Source organism: Bacillus sp. ISL-39 (assembly GCF_018613295.1).
GTDB lineage: Bacteria > Bacillota > Bacilli > Bacillales > Cytobacillaceae > Mesobacillus.
The window spans coordinates 281,831-305,874 of sequence record NZ_JAGGQM010000005.1; the positions used below are offsets into that span (position 1 = coordinate 281,831).

26 protein-coding genes are annotated in these 24,044 nt (G+C 42.6%); 3 read left to right on the forward strand and 23 right to left on the reverse strand.

From position 1 onward, the window contains the following. Positions 1-103 precede the first annotated feature (103 nt). The 15 genes from J7E37_RS07420 to J7E37_RS07485 all read right to left on the reverse strand — a co-directional run bounded on the left by J7E37_RS07420 (position 104) and on the right by J7E37_RS07485 (position 15,195). On the reverse strand, positions 104-1,288 hold the full coding sequence (locus J7E37_RS07420) for an HD-GYP domain-containing protein (protein WP_215023290.1): 1,185 nt from the start codon (positions 1,286-1,288) through the stop codon (positions 104-106). Positions 1,289-1,517: 229 nt separating this feature from the next. Beyond that, on the reverse strand, positions 1,518-2,744 hold the full coding sequence (locus J7E37_RS07425) for an ATP-binding protein (RefSeq protein ID WP_215023292.1): 1,227 nt from the start codon (positions 2,742-2,744) through the stop codon (positions 1,518-1,520). Between the two features lie 177 nt (positions 2,745-2,921). Then, positions 2,922-3,275, reverse strand: a complete 354-nt coding sequence (locus J7E37_RS07430; protein ID WP_251009529.1) for an SCP2 sterol-binding domain-containing protein — start codon at positions 3,273-3,275, stop codon at positions 2,922-2,924. A 118-nt stretch (positions 3,276-3,393) separates the two neighbouring features. Next, positions 3,394-4,185 carry an ABC transporter permease gene (locus J7E37_RS07435; RefSeq protein WP_215023296.1) on the reverse strand — a complete coding sequence of 264 codons (792 nt, stop codon included), beginning with the start codon at positions 4,183-4,185 and terminating at the stop codon, positions 3,394-3,396. Between the two features lie 11 nt (positions 4,186-4,196). Further along, positions 4,197-4,985 (reverse strand): ABC transporter permease, encoded by a 789-nt coding sequence (locus tag J7E37_RS07440; RefSeq protein WP_215023298.1) that lies wholly within the window; start codon positions 4,983-4,985, stop codon positions 4,197-4,199. Beyond that, positions 4,960-5,985 (reverse strand): ABC transporter ATP-binding protein, encoded by a 1,026-nt coding sequence (locus J7E37_RS07445; RefSeq protein WP_215023300.1) that lies wholly within the window; start codon positions 5,983-5,985, stop codon positions 4,960-4,962. Before J7E37_RS07445 ends, J7E37_RS07440 begins: the two co-directional genes overlap by 26 nt. A gap of 280 nt (positions 5,986-6,265) precedes the next feature. Further along, positions 6,266-7,801, reverse strand: a complete 1,536-nt coding sequence (locus tag J7E37_RS07450; RefSeq protein ID WP_215023302.1) for a SulP family inorganic anion transporter — start codon at positions 7,799-7,801, stop codon at positions 6,266-6,268. Between the two features lie 109 nt (positions 7,802-7,910). Further along, positions 7,911-8,216 carry a DUF5658 family protein gene (locus J7E37_RS22450; protein ID WP_353049992.1) on the reverse strand — a complete coding sequence of 102 codons (306 nt, stop codon included), beginning with the start codon at positions 8,214-8,216 and terminating at the stop codon, positions 7,911-7,913. A gap of 117 nt (positions 8,217-8,333) precedes the next feature. Then, a complete protein-coding gene (locus J7E37_RS07455; RefSeq protein ID WP_215023304.1) occupies positions 8,334-9,458 on the reverse strand; it encodes an LPXTG cell wall anchor domain-containing protein in 1,125 nt (374 codons plus the stop codon). A 56-nt stretch (positions 9,459-9,514) separates the two neighbouring features. After that, the gene (locus tag J7E37_RS07460) at positions 9,515-10,270 is read right to left on the reverse strand and encodes a TasA family protein (protein WP_215023306.1); all 756 of its coding nucleotides are present in this window, start codon (positions 10,268-10,270) and stop codon (positions 9,515-9,517) included. Positions 10,271-10,368: 98 nt separating this feature from the next. Further along, positions 10,369-10,947: a signal peptidase I gene (locus J7E37_RS07465; protein ID WP_215023308.1), complete on the reverse strand. Its 579-nt coding sequence runs from the start codon at positions 10,945-10,947 to the stop codon at positions 10,369-10,371. A 21-nt stretch (positions 10,948-10,968) separates the two neighbouring features. After that, entirely contained in the window at positions 10,969-11,631 is a 663-nt protein-coding gene (locus J7E37_RS07470) for a hypothetical protein (RefSeq protein WP_215023310.1), read from the reverse strand. A gap of 272 nt (positions 11,632-11,903) precedes the next feature. Continuing rightward, entirely contained in the window at positions 11,904-13,580 is a 1,677-nt protein-coding gene (locus J7E37_RS07475) for an acyl-CoA dehydrogenase family protein (RefSeq protein ID WP_215023311.1), read from the reverse strand. Beyond that, a complete protein-coding gene (locus tag J7E37_RS07480) occupies positions 13,577-13,942 on the reverse strand; it encodes a MerR family transcriptional regulator (RefSeq protein WP_483297203.1) in 366 nt (121 codons plus the stop codon). Before J7E37_RS07480 ends, J7E37_RS07475 begins: the two co-directional genes overlap by 4 nt. A gap of 95 nt (positions 13,943-14,037) precedes the next feature. Beyond that, positions 14,038-15,195, reverse strand: a complete 1,158-nt coding sequence (locus J7E37_RS07485; protein WP_215023313.1) for a murein hydrolase activator EnvC family protein — start codon at positions 15,193-15,195, stop codon at positions 14,038-14,040. 190 nt (positions 15,196-15,385) lie between these two features. Here J7E37_RS07485 and asnA point away from each other — a divergent pair, with 190 nt between their 5' ends. Continuing rightward, complete coding sequence (asnA, locus tag J7E37_RS07490) at positions 15,386-16,390, forward strand: aspartate--ammonia ligase (RefSeq protein ID WP_251009530.1); 1,005 nt, start codon at positions 15,386-15,388, stop codon at positions 16,388-16,390. A gap of 262 nt (positions 16,391-16,652) precedes the next feature. Here the strand turns inward: asnA and sdaAA are convergent, their stop codons facing one another. From sdaAA to J7E37_RS07515, 5 genes are all read right to left on the reverse strand, one after another. Further along, a complete protein-coding gene (gene sdaAA, locus J7E37_RS07495) occupies positions 16,653-17,558 on the reverse strand; it encodes an L-serine ammonia-lyase, iron-sulfur-dependent, subunit alpha (RefSeq protein ID WP_215023314.1) in 906 nt (301 codons plus the stop codon). Between the two features lie 27 nt (positions 17,559-17,585). Continuing rightward, positions 17,586-18,251 (reverse strand): L-serine ammonia-lyase, iron-sulfur-dependent subunit beta, encoded by a 666-nt coding sequence (gene sdaAB, locus J7E37_RS07500; RefSeq protein WP_215023315.1) that lies wholly within the window; start codon positions 18,249-18,251, stop codon positions 17,586-17,588. A gap of 149 nt (positions 18,252-18,400) precedes the next feature. After that, a complete protein-coding gene (locus J7E37_RS07505) occupies positions 18,401-19,426 on the reverse strand; it encodes a GGDEF domain-containing protein (protein WP_214780163.1) in 1,026 nt (341 codons plus the stop codon). A 288-nt stretch (positions 19,427-19,714) separates the two neighbouring features. Continuing rightward, a complete protein-coding gene (locus J7E37_RS07510) occupies positions 19,715-20,710 on the reverse strand; it encodes an anti-sigma factor (protein ID WP_251009531.1) in 996 nt (331 codons plus the stop codon). Then, positions 20,697-21,242 (reverse strand): sigma-70 family RNA polymerase sigma factor, encoded by a 546-nt coding sequence (locus J7E37_RS07515; RefSeq protein WP_214780160.1) that lies wholly within the window; start codon positions 21,240-21,242, stop codon positions 20,697-20,699. Before J7E37_RS07515 ends, J7E37_RS07510 begins: the two co-directional genes overlap by 14 nt. A gap of 555 nt (positions 21,243-21,797) precedes the next feature. Here J7E37_RS07515 and J7E37_RS07520 point away from each other — a divergent pair. Next, on the forward strand, positions 21,798-22,142 hold the full coding sequence (locus J7E37_RS07520; protein WP_215023316.1) for an ASCH domain-containing protein: 345 nt from the start codon (positions 21,798-21,800) through the stop codon (positions 22,140-22,142). 3 nt (positions 22,143-22,145) lie between these two features. After that, entirely contained in the window at positions 22,146-22,586 is a 441-nt protein-coding gene (locus J7E37_RS07525; RefSeq protein ID WP_214780155.1) for a hypothetical protein, read from the forward strand. Between the two features lie 214 nt (positions 22,587-22,800). Here the strand turns inward: J7E37_RS07525 and J7E37_RS07530 are convergent, their stop codons facing one another. The 3 genes from J7E37_RS07530 to J7E37_RS07540 all read right to left on the reverse strand — a co-directional run bounded on the left by J7E37_RS07530 (position 22,801) and on the right by J7E37_RS07540 (position 23,957). Further along, positions 22,801-23,055, reverse strand: coding sequence for a hypothetical protein (locus tag J7E37_RS07530; RefSeq protein WP_214780153.1), 255 nt, complete (start codon positions 23,053-23,055; stop codon positions 22,801-22,803). A gap of 97 nt (positions 23,056-23,152) precedes the next feature. Continuing rightward, on the reverse strand, positions 23,153-23,614 hold the full coding sequence (locus J7E37_RS07535) for an SRPBCC family protein (protein WP_214780150.1): 462 nt from the start codon (positions 23,612-23,614) through the stop codon (positions 23,153-23,155). After that, positions 23,607-23,957: a MerR family transcriptional regulator gene (locus J7E37_RS07540; protein WP_215023318.1), complete on the reverse strand. Its 351-nt coding sequence runs from the start codon at positions 23,955-23,957 to the stop codon at positions 23,607-23,609. The genes J7E37_RS07535 and J7E37_RS07540 overlap by 8 nt, the downstream gene beginning before the upstream one ends. Positions 23,958-24,044 lie beyond the last annotated feature (87 nt).

Sequence of the window (24,044 nt, forward strand, 5' to 3'; positions counted from 1 at the left end):
ATTTGGCAACACCCCTCCCAAAATCAACCTGGCCAATATGCACACCACCAGCAAGTAGTCTTGATTTTATTTAACTTCCGGATTTTCATGTTGTCACCTCCCTTCAACTTATATTGTTTTGAATAGGAAGGGCTTCTGGCCATTCATATCTTACATGAAATGTTATCCATTCAGGAAAAACCTCTTTAAATATTTCGACTAACTCAGGATCAAATTGTGAACCTTTACCTTCTAGTATTCTTTTATATGCTTCTTCAACCGGCATGGCTGATCTATAGGAGCGTGATGAAGTCATAGCATCAAAGGCATCTGCGATAGAAACGATCCTTGCCAAGTAAGGTATATCTCTACCTTTTAATTGTTCGGGATATCCTTTACCATCCCATCTTTCATGGTGAGACTTGATAATAGCTATACTATCCCATAAACCATTTACTTTAGTAATAGCATCAGCACCTACTACTGGGTGAGTTTTAATAATTTCGTATTCTTCCTTGGATAGTTTCCCTGGTTTCATTAGTATGGAATCTGGAATATTCACTTTCCCAATATCATGGAGCAAACACGCATATGTAAAAGAACGTAATTCATCATTAGAATACCTACCAGTAGCTATTGCAAGAGATTTCGCATAGTATGCAACTCTTTCGCTATGCCCCTTTGTATATGGGTCTTTAAGTTCAATTGTAGCGATTACACCCTTAACAATCCCTGAAAGTTGATTGTCATAAGAAGTCTTAATAGCTTCAATATAACTCTGAAAACGTTTTAAAATAATAAAACCAATTATTGTGAGAAGTAAAATCAATGCTATTGGGAACAGTACGGCAGATGTTTCTAGCAAAACACCAACAAATACATATTTGAATATAGTTCCCAAGGCAACCGTCCAATAGAAAAGAGAGTTTACGAAAATTGGAGCAAATAATATTAAAATGACTTCTACTATATTTCCGCTTTTGTATTCTAAGCCGCTACCGTAGTACGATATCGAATCGTATATAACTGTTATGAACGTATAACTTATAAAGAAAAAGTATTTAATTATAAAAAGATGTCCCTTTTTTAGCAATAAATAAACAAATGGTAATAATAAAAGCACTATACAGTAATAGTAGTATCTAGAATTACCAAAGAACTCCACTGGCTCATTCAATACAAACTTGGGATAAAAATAAAAATAAAATATATCAAAAGATATAAATGAAATATAAAACAAGGCCAAAAACCACTTAATGGCCCTTTTTTCCTCATGGTGTAAGGATGGATCTTTAAAAGAATTTTGCATTGGAGTACCTCGTTTTCTATCTATTACCGAATCATTGTTTACCTTTCTATCGCCAAAATTCTTTATAAGTTAATAGTTTTAGTAAAATATGAATAAAAAATGATTAATTTGAACTAGTTTAAAAATCGCAACATTCGACATTTTTCTTCATTATAAACCAAAAGGACTATTACAAGAATAGTCCTTTTGGTTTATTTATTCGATATTTTTTCATTATCGGAGCATGGTTTTATTTTAAAAATGGTATCGATATAGTCACAACTGTTCCTTTTTCCATTTCACTTTGAATATTTAATGTACCTTCATGCTCTTCTACGATTTTTTTTGTGACCATCAATCCTAATCCATTTCCGTTTTGCTTGGTTGTATAGAAAGGTTCACCTAACTTAGCGAGTTTCTCTGGTGGGATACCACACCCTTCATCTCTGACTGATATTATAGGACGACCGCCATCAGTTTTGGACTCAATGGTTACTGTCCCTCCATCAGGCATGGCTTCCATCGCATTTTTAATCAAATTGATAAATACCTGCTTCATCTGATTTTCGTCACATAAGAGCACAGCAGAATCATCCACATCATATTCAATGTGAATATCTTTCCTCTGGGCATGGGGATCAATAACTGATATAACATACTGGATTATATCAACAAGTCTTTTAGGAGTTTTAACTCCGGTATTAGGTTTTCCGAGAATCAACAGGTCATTTACAATTGCATTAATTCTATCGATTTCATTTAGCATGATAGGATAGTATTGTTCGTCACCCTTATCCTTCTCTTGCTGTAGTTGCGTGAAACCTTTCAAAGAAGATAAGGGGTTTTTTATTTCATGTGCAATTGCCGTTGCCATTTGGCCAATGACAGCCAACTTTTCTTTTTGTCTCAAATCTTCATAGATTGAGGTAATTGCTTTGACATATGACTGGAAGCGAGTGAGCAGTATCCAAGCAATTACACCTATGAAAATAATTAATGCCATCGCAATTAAAACTTCAGTTGTTTGAAAAATAACACCGGTAGAAAGGTATTTCAAAAAAATACCTATCGTCATGGTCCAGAAAAAACGACTGCTGACAAAAATAGGAGAAAATAATATAAAATAAATTTCTAAGATATGCCCGCTGTTGAACTCTTTATCTGTTCCCCAATAAATTAAGAAATTATTAATAAAATCCAAGAACGTAAAAGCAATAAAGTAAATATATTTTATTTTTTCAGGTTGATCCACTTTTACTAAGTATATTGCTAAAGGAATTAGCGCAAATAAGAAAACATGATATAGAAAACCTAACCCTCCTAGAGGTAAGCCAATCTCTTCCTTAGTAAAGTACGGAATTAAGTAATAATATATAAAGTCATAAGGAACTAATATGATATAAAAAGTCCACAAAAAGAACTTCACTGCTTTTACTTCTTCATACACTAAAACCGAATTTTTTTTGAATGGTTCCATTCAGAATCTCCTTAAATCTCTAACATTGATAGCCTTATTATATCAGGATGTGTCACATCATGTTACATTTTGTCTCATTATGCAACGAATTTTTAATAAGTATTTTTTATGAATGGAAAGGAATTTTTTATGGAATGTAAAAATGGACCAGGCGATTAACATGCCTGATCCATTTTTTTATGCGGTTTCGCTTAGGTTGTATTCGTTAAGTATTCCTTCTAGCTTGAGTGCGAGCCCCATGCTGCCCTGGATTTTCAACTTTCCTGTCATGAAGGCGGCTGTGCCATTGAGCTTGCCCATGATCATCTTCTTGAAGTTTTTATCTGACAGCTTCAGCGTGCAATCTGGTGTTTCTTCTGTTCCTTCAACAACCCTGGCAGTTCCATTTGTGATCAACAACTGGAATGTCCCGGTGTCATCACCAGTGATGTCATATTGATAGACTGTATTCATGCCTTGAATCGGCTCAGGTCTTTCTTTCATGACTCTTTCGATTTCCTGCCATACTTCTCTGACCGACTTGTTTTCCAACATCCTAGCCCCCTATCAACCTATTTATTTCCATCATACCCGACGGAAGTCCTATTGGACAATCCGAAAATGAACGTATTATCTGATAATTCCCTATATTCGACGGGTTGCTTTTAGCTTAACTGCCCGTACTCGCGAAGGCTTTAAGGCCTCTATTCCAGAATGCATAGGCTAGGACACAGCAAACAATCGCTGCAACAGGGGTCCAGAGAGCGAATTCCTTGTATCCGGACTTGTCGATAAAATAGGCTGCCGGATAGAATGCTGTGAATCCGTAAGGAATGATCCATGTCAGGAACATGCGGACTCCTTTGTGATAGATTGTCAGCGGGTATCTCGCAAAATCACTCAGGTTGAAGACAGCCCAGACAATCGGCAGGCTGTCGATCATCCAGAAGCTGAATGTCGCAAAAAACAAGTTAATCGCTACAAAAATCAGCCCGGATGAGATGATCATAATGACAAGCATGGCGATCTCCGTCGCTCCCCAAACGAGGTCAAGCTGTGGAATCGCTGTTCCCAGGATAATCAACCCGATGATCAGCTGGCCAAAACCGTCCTGGTGCAAACGGTCCGCAACGACATGGAACAACGGATTGACCGGCCTGATCAGCAGACGGTCGAGTTTTCCCGGACGGATATACTGCCACCCAAGCGTCCATAAATTATCAAAGAAAATCTGGTGGATCGAACGGCCCGTTGCCGCAATTCCGTAAATGAACAATATCTCGTAAAACGACCAGCCATTGATCTGCTCAATGTGGTCGAACACTACTTTCACAAAAAAGATCGAAGCAAACTGCTCAAGCATAACCGAGGCGACACCGATCAGAAAGTCGATCCGGTACTCCATCATCACCTTCATATGGCTCTTCGCAAACTCCCAATATAATCTCGTATAACGACGCATTGAATCGCCTCCTAACCTCCAAAAATCGTAATCTGTTTGATCGCCTGCGACCAGATTACCCTTACCAAAACATATAATGAAATAAGCCAGAACAACTGGACTCCTAGTGCCATGTAAACTTCTGTTCCGCTAATCAATCCGGAATAAATCGAGACCGGCAGATACACCATCGCCTGAAACGGCAGGAATTCAGTGATCGTTCTGAGCCAATCCGGGAAAAGCGTAATTGGCACTAGCGCCCCTGAGAAAAAGGTGATCAGCGATTCCTTCAGAACCCTTACTCCCCAGACATTGACTGTCCAGAACGCGAGGACACCGACGAGGAAATCGAAGAACGTACCGATCCAGATTCCCACCATCGCACTCACTATGAATAGCAAAATGGTCTCGGGTGATTTTGGGAAGCTAAGGTCCATAAAGAAGTAAGCTACCAAAATCATCGGAATCGTTCCCTGAACCAAGTACATGATTTTCTCTCCAATATCAACCGCAAACATTTTAAAAATCATATCGTAAGGACGCATCAGCTCGATTGCAACCTGCCCCTCCTTGATATTCTCGGCAAGCTCATTCCCGACTCCGCCGACAAAACCCTGAAGCAGCATCGCAATCACGATATACGTCAGCATCGTTTCCAGATTAATGTTTTCGATCGTCGTCTGGTTGGCGTAGACCGCCTGCCAAAAGAAGTAAATAATTAACAGCTTCATCACCGAAGAAACGGTCCCGGCCCAGTACCAGGCCGAATAGGCAGTATTCTCCTGCATCCGCCCTTTAGCTATTTGCCAATACTTTCCCATGCTCTCCCCCCTGTTCCTGCTTGTTGTACAGCTCCTCTACGATCGTCTCGATCTTAGGATCCGCGATATTCAAATCGCCAATTTCATACATGCTCATCATTTCAGAAATGACGAATGAGCTTTTAACAGCCTCATGGTCAAACGCTAAGCTGACCTTCGTTTCTTCTTCATTCGGTAAAACTTCCGCCTGACCGATGAGGGACGCAGGCAGTACGAACTTTTCCTTATCCGCCAGCTCAAAATGGATTACCCGCTGCTGGCCAAATTGCTTTTTAATTTGCTCAAGCCCGCCATCATATAAAATCGTACCGCCATCGATAATGATGATCCGGTCGCAGATTTCCTCGATGTCCTGCATGTCATGTGTAGTCAGCAGCACTGTTGTGCCCCAGCGCTGATTCATTTCTTTAATAAACTTTCTGATTTTTACTTTTACGGCAATATCAAGACCGATCGTCGGCTCATCCAGGTAAACAACTTTAGGCCTGTGAAGAAAAGCCGCAGCCAATTCACAGCGCATTTTTTGCCCAAGCGAAAGCTGTCTGACCGGAATACCCAGCAAAGGCTCCAGATTCAAGACCTCCGTAAACATTGCGACTGTTTCCTGATACTCCTGCTCCGGAATCTCGTAAATATGTTTTAACAGATTATAAGATTCACGAACCGGGATATCCCAGAACAGCTGCGTCCGCTGCCCAAAGACCGCTCCGATATTGACCGCGTTCTTCTGTCGGTTTTCATACGGCACCAGCCCGTTCACCGTCACCTTTCCGGAAGTCGGTGTCAGAATCCCAGTCAGCATCTTGATCGTCGTCGATTTCCCCGCACCATTCGCGCCGATATAGCCCACCGTCTCACCCTGCTCTATGGTAAAATCAATCCCTTTCACCGCATGCTTCGTCTCATACTTCCGGTTAAAAAGCGATTTGATTGCTCCCTTAAGACCAGGGTCGCGCTTCACCAATTTATATTCCTTTTTCAAATTCTCAACTGTAATCATATATATCACTCTCCAAGAACATACATTCGATTTTTAGGCACAAAAAAACCACAGACATCCCAGTCCGTGGTTACGCAATTATTTTAACATGACAAAAATAAGCGCTACTACACACAATACAGGCAGGCCGAAGGTAAACCATATGAAATTGATTTAGTTGCTTGGTTACGATCAATCATTTCGACTGCCTCCTTAGCTTACTTGAATACTTTCATATTGTACCTGTTAAAGAAAATTTTGGCAACAATATTATAAAAGAATAATTGGTCCCTGTTTTAACTCAGGTACCGTGATCTAGTTTGTTATGAAACTTTAAATAAGTGATTAATTCATCGAGGGTTTCAAAGTGGCCCGTTGCACCAAATGCATGAAATATATTCATCTTTCGCAGAATGCCGCCAAGGTCCAGATCGTTTCCGACAAGATAAAGAATTTGGTCTCGTTCTTTCAACTGATCCTTAAGCTGCAGCAGAAGCAGTGCACCAGATGCATCAACAACCGTTACTTTTTCTATATCTATAACTATATCAAGATTGCTATCCGAACTGATTGTCTTGGTTATTAGCTCTGTAGCCCCAAAGTAAAGCGGTCCTTCCAAGCTATATACCTTTATACCATTATCCGTTTTACTATTGATCTTGAAGCCTTCCTCACTCATCCGCTTCATGAAAATCAGGGCGCTCATGACAATACCTACGCCGACCGCTACCATAAGATCAATGGCTACTGTTAAAATCATCGTCACCAGCATGACCGCTGCGTCTGTGCGAGGCTCATCCTTGAGTATTTTCAAGCTGTCATAATCGAACATTGTAATACCCGTCATTATCAAAATCCCTGCTAGGACTGCGAGTGGAATTTCTTCTGCCAAGGGTCCGAAAACGAGCATGAATAGCAGAAGTGCAACACTGTGGACCATTGCCGACAAAGCCGTCTGCCCGCCGCTTCTTATGTTCACGACCGAACGGACAGTAGCCCCAGCACCAGGCATCGCGCCAAATACCCCAGCCAAGGTGTTACCAATCCCCTGGCCAATTAACTCTTTATTGCTCTTGTGCTTTGTACCTGTCATATTGTCCATAACAACCGATGTCAGCAAGGAGTCAATTGAGCCAAGAACCGCGATGCTTAACGCGGCTGGAATCAGTTGGATGATGACACTTAGGTCAGCAATCGGCAGATAAAATTGCGGAAGACCTTTTGGTATCTCGCCTATCCTTTCCGCGCTGTCAAAGAAAATGAAATCATTGATAAAAGGCAGTGCAAAATGGACGGCAGGAACTACCTTTTCCAGAAGGATCACCGCCACGGTACCTAAAATCAGCGCCATTAAACTTGGCGGGATGACCTTAATCCATTTCATCGCAACCAGCATGAAGACAATCGTCAACAGCACGACTAAAAAGCTGCCTGTTACGTACTGCAGCTGTCCCATGATAATGATGATGGCAATCCCGTTCATAAAACCGCTGACCACAGGTAAGGGAATGAATTTTAAATAATTGCCTGCTTTAAGCAGCCCAAATACAATCTGAAAAAGTCCCCCCATAAACGCGGCAATAAACGCAAACTCCAGCCCCTGAGTCGCCACAATTCCAGTAAAGATAATCGTGATCGGCCCAGTCGGCCCTGTAACCTGCCCCTTCGTCCCGCCAAACAAAGCCGCAAAAAAACCAGTGATTATGGCACCATACAATCCAATAATGGCCCCATCCGAATTACCCGTCGCCTGCATTCCAAAAGCCAACGCAAGCGGCAGCGCAACAACCGAAACCGTAATCCCGGCCAATAGTTCACGCTTCAGGGTTTGAAACATCTGTGATACGCCTTCTTTCTTATTTAATATAAGAAAATTATACGCCTGTCAGAGCGTTGTTGAATATGAAATAAATGAAAACTTGTGGAACTTTTCAAGCTTTAAGCCATTAAAAAACGAGGACAAGCCAGGAGACATGCATGAAGACAACAGCAGTATAAGCAGTTGATGCAAAAATTATAATGCCCTTGATTAATGAAGTCTGAGGGACTATTTTAAAAAGAACAAACAATAAAAGAAAAATGGAAAGAGTGACTTTTACGAGGATGAATACAAAGGGATTTATTTCATACACAGCATGCATAAATGGATTCAATTCAGAGATAAAAGAATTCTTTAAGCCAATCCAAGTTATCGCAGCGTCAAATAGATTAAGGATTATTAAATAATAGAAGAGTAATGTCAAAGGAATCACCTCAAAGAACTAGAGCATTTTTTCTTAGTTTTCCCAAACAAAAGGAACTGTTTACATTACATTTGTTAATCAAGCTAAACTAATTAAGGCCTTGAAGTAAATAACTCCAGGCCTTAATCAGTTATTGCGGCGGCGGCTTCTGCGGTTGAGTAAAAGCAGAACGCTTCCACCACCCAATAAAACTCCGCCAACAAGAAGTAAATTATAATTATTAGTAGCCGTATTCGGCAGTCGGTTAACATCCTTAGGAATCACAACAACATCTTTAACATCCGGGTTCCCAGTATCAGGCTTAGTTGGATTTTCTCCTGATCCAGGCTTTTCGGTGTCTTCAGGATCCTCTGGATTTTCACCTGGCGGTTCGCACCCATCCTGGTCCGGATTCTGCTCACAATTAGGTGGCTGTTCACAACCCGGTTGAGTTGAATCCTCCTCACAGCTCGGCGGCTGTTCACATCCTGGCTGACTTGGATTTTCTTCACAGCTTGGCGGCTGCTCACAACCCGGCTGGCTTGGATCTTCCTCACAGCTTGGCGGCTGCTCACATCCTGGCTGACTTGGATCTTCCTCACAGCTTGGTGGCTGCTCACATCCTGCTCGACTAGGATCCTCTTCACAGCTCGGCGGCTGCTCACATCCCGGCTGGTTTGGATCTTCTTCACAGCTTGGCGGCTGCTCACATCCCGGCTGGCTTGGATCTTCCTCGCAGCTTGGTGGCTGCTCACATCCTACCTGTGACGGATCTTCCTCGCAGCTTGGGGGAGTATTGGTAATTCCCTCAGCATAAAAAATAATCTCAGCCTCCGCAGCAGAACCCTGGAACTCATTCCCTAATTCGTGAGGGACTAAGACTTTAACCGATAGTATTTCACTAGTAAATATCAATAAATTCCTGGAATTTTTTAGACCTTTAAATTCACTTAATTTCCCAGAATACAAATTGTTGTTGTTTCTGTCATTTATTTCGAGATAAAGAGAGTCATAATATTCTTTTGAACCTTTTCTATATTCTGACAAAAAATTGTAATTGAAATTTAAGGTCCCCTTATTTATCACCTTAATTTGGCTTGTGATGCTGTCCCCCGGTTTCAGTCTATCCACCATAATGAAATAGTTTTTTGGCAAGGTGTCGATATCAACAACAGGGTCCATTTTATTAGCATTTGTTTCATACAAAGGATTTTGCAGGAATACAAAAATACTAAAAACTAAAAGGGTGAAGATAAGATTTAGCTTTTTCATAGGCTCCTCCACCATTTATTAAAAGGTGGGAATGTTCATCCCCACCTTTCAACATATTAGTTACCACTGTTACCTCTGTCATTGATTTCATCATTACGTTGGAATGTGCCGCCACCAGAATTTCCATTTGAGCCGTTATCAACTGCACCTTGATCAATATTTTCACCATTATATTGTAAAGCTGTGAAACTAAAGTTTATGCCCGTAGATTTCCCTTGCAAGTCGTTTTGTTCTACCCCAGTATCTTTAAATTTGATAACATATTTTAAACCTTTAGTTGTCTGATCTATAGTGCTCGCAACATTATCATTAGCATCTAAGTATCCAATGTATTTTCCAACATTAGATATAGTGTTTCCGTTAACCACAGCATTCCCAGAACCGAATACTGTTAGAACTTCCCTTAAAGTTACTTCACTTTCACCTGGGAAATATTCTGCTAATAAGTTACCATCAGCTTCATTACCTAAATAAAGCTTTTCGAACACAATAACATCCTTCATGGCATCATAAGTATTTGAAGGTGCGTCCACCTTTAAGAAAATATCAAATGGTAAGGATCCTTGGTTATTCAACATCATTGCAGGTTCTTGGTTATCAACTACAGCAGTAAGTGTATCACCCGGTTTAAAGTTCTTAATATCAAACTTTTCAAGGTAAGTAGAATTTGGAGCAATGTTAATTGTACCGTTTGTAAAAGAGTTTGCAGATGCTGTTGTGTCACTAAAGTATGCGAATGTCCCCCCCATAACTGCCATAGCTCCCATTGCAACAGAAGCCATACTCATAGCCGCTTTTTTCTTAATGCTCATTTCTTTTTCCTCCTTGCCCTTTAAGGGTATGTAATTTTTATATTTAATCTAGAAGGATTATCCCCCTAGTTTAAAACCAAACTGATTAATTAAATTGATTAGTTATTTGTGGATGATGCTACTTTTTTAGATGGATCCCATTGTTTAAAAATCTTCCAAAGTGATATAGAGTTATAAATGATTAGGATCAAACCTGGAAGAATCAAACTTAACGCAATTCCTTTTTTAGATTGTAAAAAGCCAAGTATATAACCTGCATAAGGAACATGGATATTAGCGTATTTACCTATAAGAGATTGAGCTGGCACAGCTATAGGATCCTCAGTTTTGTTATTATCCCCTTGTGTAATATATTCAATTTGGTTTCCTTGACCCTTAATTTCCTTAATCCGATGAGTTACGATCGTATTAGCCTTAATTGGGGAATAAAAGGTAATAATATCTCCTTTTTTCAATGTTAGTTTTTCTTTGTCATCAAGAGGTTTAACCCCCACTACAGACCCTGTTTTTATATTAGGCTCCATAGACCCAGACAAAACTAGCATTAATTGATTGCCCATTACAGATGGTTGACTTCCTGTTATTCTTGAACTGACCATAATATAAAGTGAGATAATCAATAATAGAACTAGAACAAAAGATATTAAACTACTAATAATCTTTACAGCGATTTTCATCTTTTTCACTCCTGATTTGTGTTATGGATTTACTTCTAAACTTTCCTCATTCTCTTCAGAAGGGGTTTCTTCACTGTCACCATTACTAACATTTTCATTTAGTTGTTCTTCATCACTTTCTTCCGGTTGTTCTTCTTTCACCAACTCCTTTGTATCCTTGTTATTCACCGTCTCTTTATTTTCAGCATTTTTTTCATTTTCGGTCGACTCTATTTTTTGATCATCTGTTGATTCTTTAGTTGGACTATCTTTATCATCTTTTGGATCTGGGTTTTCTTTATCTTCTTTTTTCTCGCTACCATTTCCGTTATTATGGTCATTGCAATTTCCCTCAGGACAGTATTCATTTTGATTGCCTGGATTATCTCCATCTCCTCTGTCGAATTGCTCTTCATCACATGGTTCGCTTCCGTTTCCTATCCCTGAGTTATCCTTACATTTTTGACATAACTCTCTATGATTTTTTTTATAATCTTTATCTTCACAAAAATCTTCCATAGTCTGTATGGAGCCAGCAAATTTAGTAGTATCTACAAAGTAAGAATATGTATCGGCGGTTATAAAACTTATAGTTATTAACAAAACGTAAACAATAAAAAGATTGGTAAGAATGAATAGGTGGCTTTTTTTTCTTTTAAATTCTTGTTTTCTTGTTCTTTTTTTTCTGCTTGGATAAGATGTCAAATTCATTCACCTCATTTCACTCATTTAGTAACCTACCTTCACACTTTTGTTCTTTTTAACGAACTTTATATTGTGAGTATATTCTAACTATCTTCCTTTGAAAAACCTTAAAATCGACTGTTTTTTCTTAATAACGCACATAAATCGTTCTTTATCTCTTAATATCTCCTGTTTTCTTATTATCTCGTAATTTAAATAGAACATTTTGTTATATATATAGAACGAACAACATACAGAAAACGCCTCCTTCATAAGGAGACGTTTTGGTATGGCTATTTTACCAGGGATTTTTCTTGAGGTAAGGTTTCTCTGACAATCTCAGAAAAATAATCCACTGGTTTTAATTGATCAGCAAATTCATATCCTGATTTCCAAGTTTCTTCTATATAGACCTCCATAACCTTCTCTGCTCGCTCGTTCCCACCTGCAGCATACTCCAAAGCATTCACACTCTCAAAAATCTTCACCATCAATTCAGCTACCCGCTTGGAGTGAAAAGATTTATGGTCATGAGATGCTGTCTGCAGAGACACCAGCAGTTTCTCCAGCTGCTCGATCGCGCTACGGACCATTTCGACGTGTTCTCCCTCCATCGCAGCAATACGCTCATTCACCTCCAGCAAAAACAACTCCCCAGCACCGAACTTCTCCATCAACCTCAATACTTCAAGTCCGAGGATATTCGCGGTCCCTTCCCATACGGTCAACACCTGCGCATCCCTCAACAACCTTGGTGTGACAAAGTCTTCGATATACCCATTCCCGCCATGCATTTCGATGGCTTCGTGTGCGAAGTGGACGGCTTGTTCTGCGGTTTCTTTTTTCAAGAGAGCGATGTAGAGTCTGTTTAATACGACGTCTTTTTCTGCTACTCCCGGTTCATTCCTCATGACTTTTTCAAACAGCGGGAGGTACTTAAACACTGTTCTGGTTTCCACTTCTAGTTTGACTGCCATTTTCACCAGGGAGTCTTTGATCATTGGGAAATCGGCGAGCTTCTTGCCGAAGGCGTCTCGTTTCAAGGCATACTCCCTTCCTTCACGGTAGGCTCGGCGCATGATTCCTAGTGAAGCGACGGTGTTGCAGACGCGAGAGAGGTTCAGTGCTTCCATCATGTAATAGAAGCCTTTTGTTGGATCGCCAACGACGAATGCTTCCGCTCCTTCGAATTCGACTTCAGCGGATGGGACTGCTCGTACTCCGAGTTTATCCTTGAGTCTGCGGATTTTGATGCCGTTCAGTATTCCGTCTTCTTTGCGCCATGGGACAGCGAATAATGTCAGGCCTTTTGTGCCGGGTGGGGCTCCTTCTTTCCTTGCCAGCACCATGGCGACACCGCACATTCCTGCGTTGGAGGCGAAGTATTTTTCACCGTAGAGCTTGTAGCCCTCGGCTGTTTGGACTGCCTTCACCACGTTGGCGCCGACGTCGGATCCGCCCTGGCGTTCGGTCAGGAAGGTGGCGCCTTCGTATAATGTTGTTTCTCCTGTTGATAAAACATGAGGCAGGAATTTCTCTTTTACCTCGTGGGATGCGTACTGGTCCAATAAATAAGCCGTGGCCATTGTCAACGTGACCGGGCAGTAAAAGCCGGCCTCGGTTTGTGACAAGAGATATCCCTGAGCGTAGGAATAGACATAATTCCCCCGGCGTCCCAATTCTGGAATTTCCTTATGAACATAGCCGACAATCCCGGTGTTATAGGAATCTTCAACTGTTTTCCGGTAGCCTTCATTCACCCACACTTCCGAGATATCGTCGCCATAGGCATCGAACTTGATCAGCTTCGGCTGGCCTTCGCGGTCTGTGAACCTGGCGTGCTGGTCGATTTCGTTGGCGCATTTTTCACCGAATGACAGCAACTCCCGATCTGCGTATTCAAAAAATTCTTCATCCAATAACTCCTTCAGCAATGCCCGAAACTGCGGTTCTTCCTGATAAAAGCTCATTCACTTAGCCTCCCTTTGAATTCGGTTAATAGCCTTTCGATTTCTTCTCTGATCTCAACCAGTTCACAAATCCTTTCATTCACTTCTGCGAGCTTTTCCTCTCCATACTGTATTGTCACCTTCAGCTGTTTTTCACCAGTCCGATCCTCGTCGAACAGGAGCACCATTTCCTTGATTTCATCTAGCGAGAATCCAAACCGCTTCCCTCTGAATACGAGTTTTAAGCGTGTTACATCACTAGCAGTGTAAATTCTCCGGCCACCTTCAGTCCTCGATGGCAACAGCAAACCGAGTTCTTCATAATAGCGGATTGTACGGGTTGTAACCCCAAACTGCTCCGCCAGGTCAGAAATCGTATACATCAGCAAAACCTCATTTTTAACAGAATAGTCAGTAAGTTTATTATACCATTGACGTTAACGTAAAGAGCAAGCCAGATTCCCAATGGAAACCTGGCTTATTTTTTCACATATAGCAGCGGGTCAACGCTGTTTGATTTTTCATAATTCCACTGGCCTTCATGGATTTCAAAATGGAGATGCTTTCCCCTGCTGTCGCCGGTGTTGCCCATAAAACCCAGCAACTCGCCTTTCTTAACGGGCTGACCTGTAGTGACTGTGCTTTTTTCTAGGTGGGCGTAAAGGGTGGTGAAGGTTCTGTCGCCTATTTTGTGGGTAATCAGCACGCAGTTCCCGTAGGTTGCGGAATAATAGGAGCGGATGACGGTTCCGGATGCGGCTGCGATCACTTCAGTTTCGGATGATTCATCGGCGATATCGATTCCTGCGTGGAGCCTCCCCCACCTTGGACCATAGCCTGAGGTCATCTCTCCCTTCGCTGGCATGATAAAAACGTCCTCTGGTTTAGCATTCTTATACTCTAGTCTCTGGTTCTCTTTTAAAATCGCAATCTCCTGGGATGCGAGGTTGATATAGACCTCGTACATGGCCACCAGCTGTGATTTGCTTTCCTCCTTAGAGGCATGAACAGTTTCAAGCAGGCGCTGCTTCTCCTCCGCCTTCTTCTCCAAGCCCGCTTTCAGTGACAGCATTTCCTGTTGGTCTTTTTCCAGCTGAATCACCTTGTCCTGTAGCGCTTTTTCCTGTTCCTTCAGCGACTCCAAATCAATTTTGTGTTTTGCCAGCAAATCCTTATCTGCCTTAATGATTTTACTGACCGCAATTGCGGTATCGAACACCTGGGATAAGTCTTTTGAATCAAAAATCAGATCCACATACATACCCAAACCATCATTTTCCTGCATCGAACGCAGGCGTTTTTTGATTAATTGCTCCCTGTGTTCGATGTTGAAGCTGAGCTTGTTGATTTCCTTTTTCATCTCCTCTGCAGCCTGTTCGGAATCAACCAAGACGAATTGAAGATCCCTGATTCTCTGATTCAGCTCTGACATCTCATCATCCAGCGCTTTCAGTTCAGAAAGATATTTACCCTCAGCCTTGTCCATTGCTTGAATTTGGTTTTCTTTTTCAGTGACATTATCCTTAAGCTGAAGGCGCTGCTGGCGGATTTCCAATTGCTCTGCCGACTCGGCAGGGTGCACGCCTGTTATGACTAGTCCGGCTATTATTGCGGCTATATAAGCATTTTTCCTCATCTCACGCCCCCTGCACTTGATTCTATCAACTAGTATATCTCTACGAAGCTACTAAACCTGTCGACTTCTGTTGTCGCTTTTCGTTTTTGCAAAAGGACAGTAGCAACTTTTACCTCCTGCTGTCATAAAGTAAATGGATGTTTGCGTAAATACACTAAAGTGCTAAATGAATCTGGAGGGATGAGGAAAATTGAGCCATGCTGCCTTAAAGTATCAGTCTAAATTGGATTTGAGGGAAACCGAAATAGCGATTAAGAAAACGAAGGATTTTTTTGAAAATCACCTTGCTGACGCATTGGAGCTGACAAGGGTTTCGGCGCCGATTTTTGTCAGGGGCGGGAAGGGAATCAATGATGATCTGGCTGGGAATGAACGGGTGATTTCCTTTGATGCACCTGGTGTGGAAAACGATGTTATGGAAATTGTTCAATCTCTTGCCAAGTGGAAAAGGATGGCGTTGAAGCGCTATGGATTCACTCCGGGGGAAGGACTTTATACCGACATGAACGCAATTCGGCGCGACGAAACGCTCAGCCATCTACACTCCCTTTATGTGGATCAGTGGGACTGGGAGAAGGTGATTTCCCGAAAGCAACGGAATGCGAAGGTGCTGAAGGCAACAGTAGAAAAAATTTATGATGTGATGAAAAAAACGGAAAGTTTCCTGGCAAATCTTTACCCTACCCTTAGCAGGATCCTGCCGGAAAAAATAAGCTTTATTTCTTCACAGCAACTGGAGGATCTGTATCCCGAGCTATCTCCAAGGGAACGGGAAGATAAAATTGCAGAAAGGTTTGGAGCAGTTTTTATTACTCAAATTGGCCATGAACTGCGGTCAGGGGTGAAGCATGATGTCCGCTCACCTGATTATGATGACTGGAATTTAAACGGAGATCTATTGCTCTGGTACCCGCCTTTAGGCCAGGCAATCGAAATGACTTCAATGGGAATCAGAGTCGATGAGAAAAGGCTTCTTGAACAATTGAAGCTTGCCGGCCAGGAGCAGCGATCACAATTAGAATATCACCAGGCATTATTGAACAAAGAGCTGCCATATACCATCGGCGGCGGGATCGGCCAATCGCGGTTGTGTATGTTCCTGCTGCGTAAAATCCATATTGGAGAGGTCCAGGTTTCTGTGTGGAATGAGGAAACGATTGAGGAGTGCAAGAAGCGGAATATTCATTTATTATAGAAGGCTGTTTTCGTAAAGATTGTTGTTAAATCCTAATGCCGATTTTAACGTAATAGAAGGCCATTTTGTTGGTCGGTACTAAGTTTGCATGCTCTTTTCTCACAAAAGAGTCAACCTTGCGAAGTAAAATAGGTCAATCAATCCTATTTTGTAGTCAATAGCAACAAAGTTTGAGAAAAGAGCCTTATAGAAAAAGCAAAAGCCACCATCAACGGTGGCTTTTCGTCTTATTCTGAATCAAATAATCTACAAATTTTTCATCTTATTTCTGAATCAAGTAATCTACCAGCTTCGTCTTTGGCTTCCCAAAGATTTCTTCTTCCAAACGGCGGCCTGTTGGTGTCGCCGCGAGACCGCCTTCTGCTGTTTCCCTTAATGCGGATGGCATTGTCTGGCCGATGGCGTACATCGCGCCGATGACTTCGTCGCATGGGATTCTGCTTGTGATGCCGGCAAGTGCCATGTCGGCAGCAGTGATGGCGTTCGAAGCACCCATTGCGTTCCTTTTTACACATGGAACTTCGACCAGTCCAGCAACGGGGTCGCAGACTAATCCAAGCATATTTTTCAGCGTGATCGCGAAAGCGTCTGATGACTGCTGCGGAGTTCCTCCAGCCATTTCAACGATTGCAGCTGCAGCCATTCCGGCAGCCGATCCGACTTCTGCCTGGCAACCACCTGCAGCTCCGGAAATCGATGCATTATTGGCAACGACAAAGCCGAAGGCAGCAGTCGTGAATAGATACTCGATCATTTCCATGCGTGTAGGGTTCAACTTTTCCTTTACGGCAAAAAGTGTCCCCGGCACGACGCCTGCTGATCCAGCAGTCGGTGTCGCGCAAATGATGCCCATTGCCGCATTCACTTCATTCGTGGCAACTGCCTTGCTGACGGCATCCAATAATAGATTGCCAGCCAGCGATTTTCCACTGGCGATATAGTTTTGCATCAATACCGCGTCCCCGCCGGTCAGTCCGGTCTGGGACTTGACGCCACTCAAGCCTCTTTCTACTGCGCGCTCCATGACCTGCAAATTATTGTCCATCTGGGCAATGATTTCCTCGCGGGAACGGCCTGAAACTTCTATTTCCTGCCGAATCATGATTTCGGCGATTTTCACCTGATTTTTTTCAGCTAATTCAACAAGCTCCGCAACATTACGAAACATGGCTTGCCCTCCTGATGTAACTCAATTTTAATCAACTAGTCGGATGACCTGGTCAACGCCATCAAGGGCAGTTAACTCCATATAAACTCCGTCCTCGAGTTTATGGTCCATTTCGATGACCATGACAGCGGTGTCTCCCTTGTCTTTGCGGGAGACCTCCATATGGCCGATGTTGATCTGATGCTTTGATAAAACGGTTGTTACGGCTGAAATCAGCCCGAATCGGTCATGGTGGACGACGAGGATTGCCGGGTTGGCCCCGGACAGCTTCAGCTTGAACGAATTGATTTCTATGATCTCAATGGTTCCGCCGCCAATGGAAATCCCGACGATTTCAAGCTCCTTTCCCTGTCCATCATATAAATTTATTTTTACAGTGTTCGGATGCTCCATAACAGCATCTTCTGTAATGAATTCCACTTCGATTCCTGTTTGCTCCGCGATTTTCAAAGCATCTGGAATTCTCTCATCAAATGTATCAAAGTCCATGATCCCAGCTACGAGCGCAAGGTCTGTTCCATGCCCTTTATAAGTTTTAGCAAAAGAGCCGTACAGAGAGATGACGGCCTTTGTCGGCTGCTTCTCGAACAATGTGCGTGCCACTCGGCCGATCCTTGCAGCGCCGGCTGTATGTGAACTCGATGGCCCGATCATCACCGGACCTATAATATCAAATGCAGAACGATATTTCATGGTGCACTGCCCCTTTACCAATCTATTGAAAGCGATTTCATATATAAATAATTTTGAAGAATCCTAACCATAGTTATCTTACCACATTCTCTATGTAGTTTAATCATAAATTATTGGAATTTAAAAACCATCCCGACCAAACAGGATGGCTAATTCATGCTGACTCTATTCCTGCCGCTGTTTTTTGATCGATACAATGCTTCATCGGCACGGTTTAGCAGGGAATCGATATTGTCACCGCTCTGGTAATCTGTTATCCCAAAGCTAGCTGTCAAACTGCCAGCCCCCTTAAAGCAATGATTCTCGACCATCTTGCGGAAATGCTCAGCTTTTTCATACGCTTGTCCACCGGTACTATTGGTGATCAGCATGAATTCCTCTCCGCCCCAGCGGCCGAAACGGTCATTATCCGCCAGATTGCCAGAGACGATCGCGGACAGCTCCTTCAAAACACAGTCACCGATTTTGTGACCAAAAACATCATTTACCTTTTTAAAATGGTCGATATCAAAAAAGATAATGGAAAACGGTTTGCCCTCTTTTTCAGCAGCCTCGAGCCTTTCCTCTAGCCAGATATCAATCTGGTGCCGGTTGGCCACTCGGGTCAGGGAATCGAGATAGGCGTACTTCTTAAGCAAATCTCTTTCTGTAAAAGCACGGAACATACTTTGCGCGTAGTAGAGAACCAGTATATAAACGATATTCGCCGCATGAAACTGCGTGAGCGAATCGATTGATTCGGAGGTCATCTGCCCGCTGTAAATCACTCCGATTGTCAGTGTTACCATGAAAACGAAAATCGAATAATACAGTCCCTTTTTTATGCCGAGTGCTAAAAAGAAAAACATGATGATGAGCGGCATCCAGACAATGAAATCTCCCAATGACCCGCCTCTTTCCGCAAGATCATTGGAAACGACATCAAACATCGTGGTGATATGATACACGCTCACCAAAAAGAGCGTGACATATTCCGCTATGCGAATCCCACGATTTGTATATGCTATAATCCAGCTGATAGAAAACCAGATAATCAGCGTTGTATTGATTACTGTATCAAACTGGCTGTTATTATTTAAAAAACTATTGATGACCAGGGCAACCGTAATAATCGGGAGCATCCACATGTACACGCTTCGTTTAAGTTCCTCAATCGTTTCAAAGTTATTAAACATCTTTCTCATCTCCCCAGCTATAAGACATCGGCAAATCCATATTGCTCGCTTCGCCTTATTCAGCAGCCCTTAGGTTCAAGATTTTTTCTCGAAAGTAATTATTTTGAATTTGAAATAAATGTCTGTGGAAGGCGGCGTCACAGCATAAAACAGCGGTCCACCCTATACTTCCATTGTACTAGAAAACTCTATTTTAGTATATTTCCAATAGCAAAAGAAGAAGCAAAAGTCCCAGAAAAGATCTTGCTTCTTCTAAGATTAATAAAATATTTTTACGATGGAAGTGCTTTACTCCTCAGACCAGTTCCAGTAAGACATATCCCCGAGGTTGGCACCCTGGATTTGTTCGTTTTCCTTCAGCTTCAGCAACTCTTTTACCGGCCCGGTCACAACAGCACCGTAGACCTGGAATCCTTCCTTCATAAGGTAATCGTAGCGCTCCTCAAGATGGGAGAGGCCAAGGAAATTCTCCCGGTAGCTGGTTGATTCATTTTCAATTAGGTTTTTCATTTGCTTCAGCATCCTTTTCTTATTTTCTTGAGTTAAGTTTTCAACAAGGAGGTTCTTACTTATTGAAGTGTAGCCATCATGTGCATCCCGGCCGCCGGTGAACCCAAAAGGTGCGACAGACATGGAACGCGTGCTCCCCCACCAGCTCTCTTCATACTCATTTAACTCACCGGTATACAGCGGCATCCATAGAACATCGAGGTCGTATGGCTTCAAAAATTTCAGCATTTCCTCAGGTGTCATATACGATTTCGTCGAGAAGGAAAGCTCGGCAACCGTGCCTTCGTGAACCTTATCCAGCTTTGTCCAGACCGCTGGATCTTCGTTCGCTTCCAGCTTGTTGCCTGTCTTTGGATGTTCTGGCAGGTAAAAGATGTATTCTTGCTCGTTTTTAGGCTTTAGGTAATCCGTCTGATTCGTTGAATACATTGGAACCAACCGTTTGGCTAACTGTTTTGTGCCTATAAGTTCCGGCTCTTTCCCAATCATCTTGTAGACTGGATAGGAAATTTTTTGCGTAAAGAAAGGTGTGATTTCGGCTGAGTCGATGCTGCCGAAGTCCTCCTGCACATTTGGCTGCGTCCAGTCCATCGCCACCCGGCTGTAAAAAAGATGTTTCTTGTCCAGCCCCAGGGCGTCATAGCTGATCGAAACAATCAACATATACAGCCAGAAGAAAAACAGCGTGGCCAGGATGACCCTGATTACCTTCACCGTCAATGCAAATCGATATTTAAAAAGGATTTTCTTTTCCTTGTCCTTAGTCCATTCCATGTTCATCGTCCTTCCATCCATGTTTTTCCGCTATTTGCGCAAGCCGTTTGCGCGCCCGGTGAAGCGTGACCTTGACCTGGCTCTCCGTCAGCTCGAGCGCTTCCGCTATTTCCTGGTAACTGAACATCTCGACCTCACGCAGATACAGGATCGACCGGTACTGCTCCGGCAAATAGGTCATCAGCTGCTGCAGGTTATCGGAAGTCTCAGCCTGAATGGCCTCGTCCTCCGGAAGCCCGTATGGACTCACCATTTCATCCTTTGAAAACAAATAATCAGCGAACGGAACCCACCTTCTTCTCTGTCGCCGGCGCCATTCATCCAGATAAGCATTGCGCGCCACCTTGAACAGCCAGGCCCTCACATCCTCATTCTGGTAAAAAGAAAGTGAGATCGTTGCCCGGACAAAGGTTTCCTGCGTCAAATCCTCTGCCAGCTGATGCGACCCCGAAAGCTTCAGTAAAAAATAATACAGGGGCTTCGTGTACTTCCTATACAAATTATCAAGTTCATTCCTTCTGCCGTCGTCCATACAACTGCCCCTCATTTTCAAATCTCGATACTAAAACGATGAACTATGTAAAATGTTACACTCAATATAAGTATTTTTGTGAAAAAGTTTTCAAAACACTATTTTCACGGTGAATGGCTTGGCTTTCTATTTTCGAAGTATGGTACATTATATAGAGAAAAGCGCAAGCGCCTTGATCAGCCCCGACAAGCGCTGGAGGTCCGACCAGTGAAGTCGTTCTTTGACTTCAGTGGGCGGACCGAAACCGAAATGTATAGCCGACTGCCCAGAAACGCAGAAACTGGAGACTCCGACCCTGCCGGCGGAGTTGAAGTTTCGGAGTTTCTAGGAGGCGACACTAAACAATTCGAAAAGCGAAGGCGACTGCAACTCCGACAAGCGTTGGAGGGCTTGACAGTGAAGTCGCTCTTTGACTTCATTGGCAGGACCGAAACGTCTCGAGGAGTTAGGAGCCGCAGCTAGACAAGCAACTCGAGGGGCTAGGCGCTGGAGCTGGACATTTCTCTATGTGAATTTTATTATTTTTGATTGCACAAAAGGAAGGGAGTTTTTCCAATGACAGAACAGAATAATACTTTACCGCCAAAAACATGTGAAATCGAGCGTCTTGTTACAATGGAAGACGACGTAAATAAGGTTTTGGAAGGCAAAAAAACAGCGACTCGCCGTAACGGCCGTTATGCCGATGTGGGCGAAGTCATGGAGTTAAAAGGAAAGAAATTCGTTGTGGACAATGTCTACTCACAATCTCTTGGTGAATTGACAGACGCTGACGCACAGCGCGAAGGCTTTGAAACAGTAGAGGAGTACAAGCAGTCAATCCTGTCTTACCACCCTGGAATGCCATGGCTTCCGCAAATGAGAGTTTGGGTGCACGAATTCAGTCCTGTCGAAGAATAAAAAATGAATCTAGCATATCGAGCGATTATTTATCTTCACGTCGCAAGCGTGATCATGTCAATTGGCCCATTCTTCATTTTGATGCCAATTGTAAAAAAACTGCCTGATGCAGTGGGGAAAGAACTGCAGGCTTATCTGGGTACATTGAAATCAGCTGTCCGGCTGTCAAAGCACGCTGGCCATGTACTGATTGGCACAGGAGTGCTGCTCGTCATCCTCGGGCCATGGACATGGAAAACACCGTGGATCATCGCAACACTGGCCTTGCTGTTTGCTTCGCTCTTTTTCCTCGCAAGGGCATTCTCGCCGACACTCAGGAAATTTGCCGAAGAAGGCGCGAACAAAATAGAACTCTCCGCAAAACTGAAGCGTACCATCTGGACCTACATCATCTTATTGATGTCGATGCTCTGGTTCATGGTTGTGAAGCCGAATTTGTGGTGAGGAAGTTAAAGCCCGGGCGGTGTTGCCCGGGCTTTAAAATTGGGGAAATCAGCGACTTGGTCGATATAATTGGAAATGTGGTCGATAAAATTTATAATCCGCTGATAAAGTCTAAAATGTGGCCGATATATTTTAACTTTCACTAATATGTTTTGGCTGTTGATGTAATTGCAACGGAGACCCGCGAAAAAAACTGTTAAACCCCAAATAATTGCTATAATCCTTTCTGATCAGCTCCTTTTTGTATATAAGTGCTAATGATTGTAACCAAAATTACGTATGGAACGATAAAAATCCCGTAACCTGTCCCGTATTCCTGAATGTCTTCTGTAAAATAAAGATACATTCCCCACTGAAAGTATAATGCATATCCTGACAACGCTATCCAAAACGCAGTCCATTTTTTCCTTAAAGCAGGTATAATGATTGGGCTGAGCAAGATTGTACCAAGTAAGATTGTTGAAAACATGGCTTAATTCTCCCTTTAAGATTCCTTATGTAAGACGCATGTTTTCTAAAAAGGTTTCAACGAAAAAAACTGCCATCCTATTATGGCAGCCTTCCCATCATTTCTCCGCTTCCTTTAAAGCTTCACTTTCCACTCGATCCATAAAATCGGTAACTACCTTCTTATTGTTCTTTTCGCCGCCCAACTTCAACAAAGTCTTACCCAGGAAATTGAGCCCCGTATTCTGGCCTTGATAAATAAACCTGGTTTCATCCTCCCCTGCCTTGACCAGCGTGAATGCCGTTTCAATCTGGAAGGCTTTGGCTAGCGTGAAACCGATTTTGTTGTGTTTTTTATCAGGAGTATTTAGGTATTCGAGGTCTTCAACGATATACGTTTCGATCCGTTTGCCTTCTTTATATTTCTGCTCGTATTTGCTGCCGACGACTCCTTCTTTCTTTTCAATCACCTTGTTCTCTACCACATTCGGCATGATTCTCTGGATGTTCTCCAGCTGAAATAATGTCCAGATTGTCTCGATATTGACCGGAATGATCCGCTCTTCGTACCATTTAATCATCTTCTGTACCCTCCACCCCAAATTCAAAGAAATCATCCATCTCTTCAATGAGTTCATTTAACTCCTGCACCAGGTTCACAAGTCCCTGTCTTTTTTTCAATAATATTTGTTCGAGATTTTCAAACGATTCATCGTTCACCACGGTCAGCATTTCCTGGATGGTAAAATTGAACCGTCTCAGATGCACCAATAACAGCGCAACCAAATAGGAACCGTTGTCATAATAGCGGTACTTATTATTCGGTTCGATGAATACAGGCTCGAGCAGCTTGATTTCTGCATAATACCTGAGCGTCTCCTTGCTGAGCCCCGTCATTTTGGAGAATTCGCTTACCTTGTACATTGCGGCCCCCCTTATAGAAACATCTTAAACTATGTAGTGCACTACAGGGTCAAATTTTTTTATCGAAAAAGCCGACGCATGATTTCA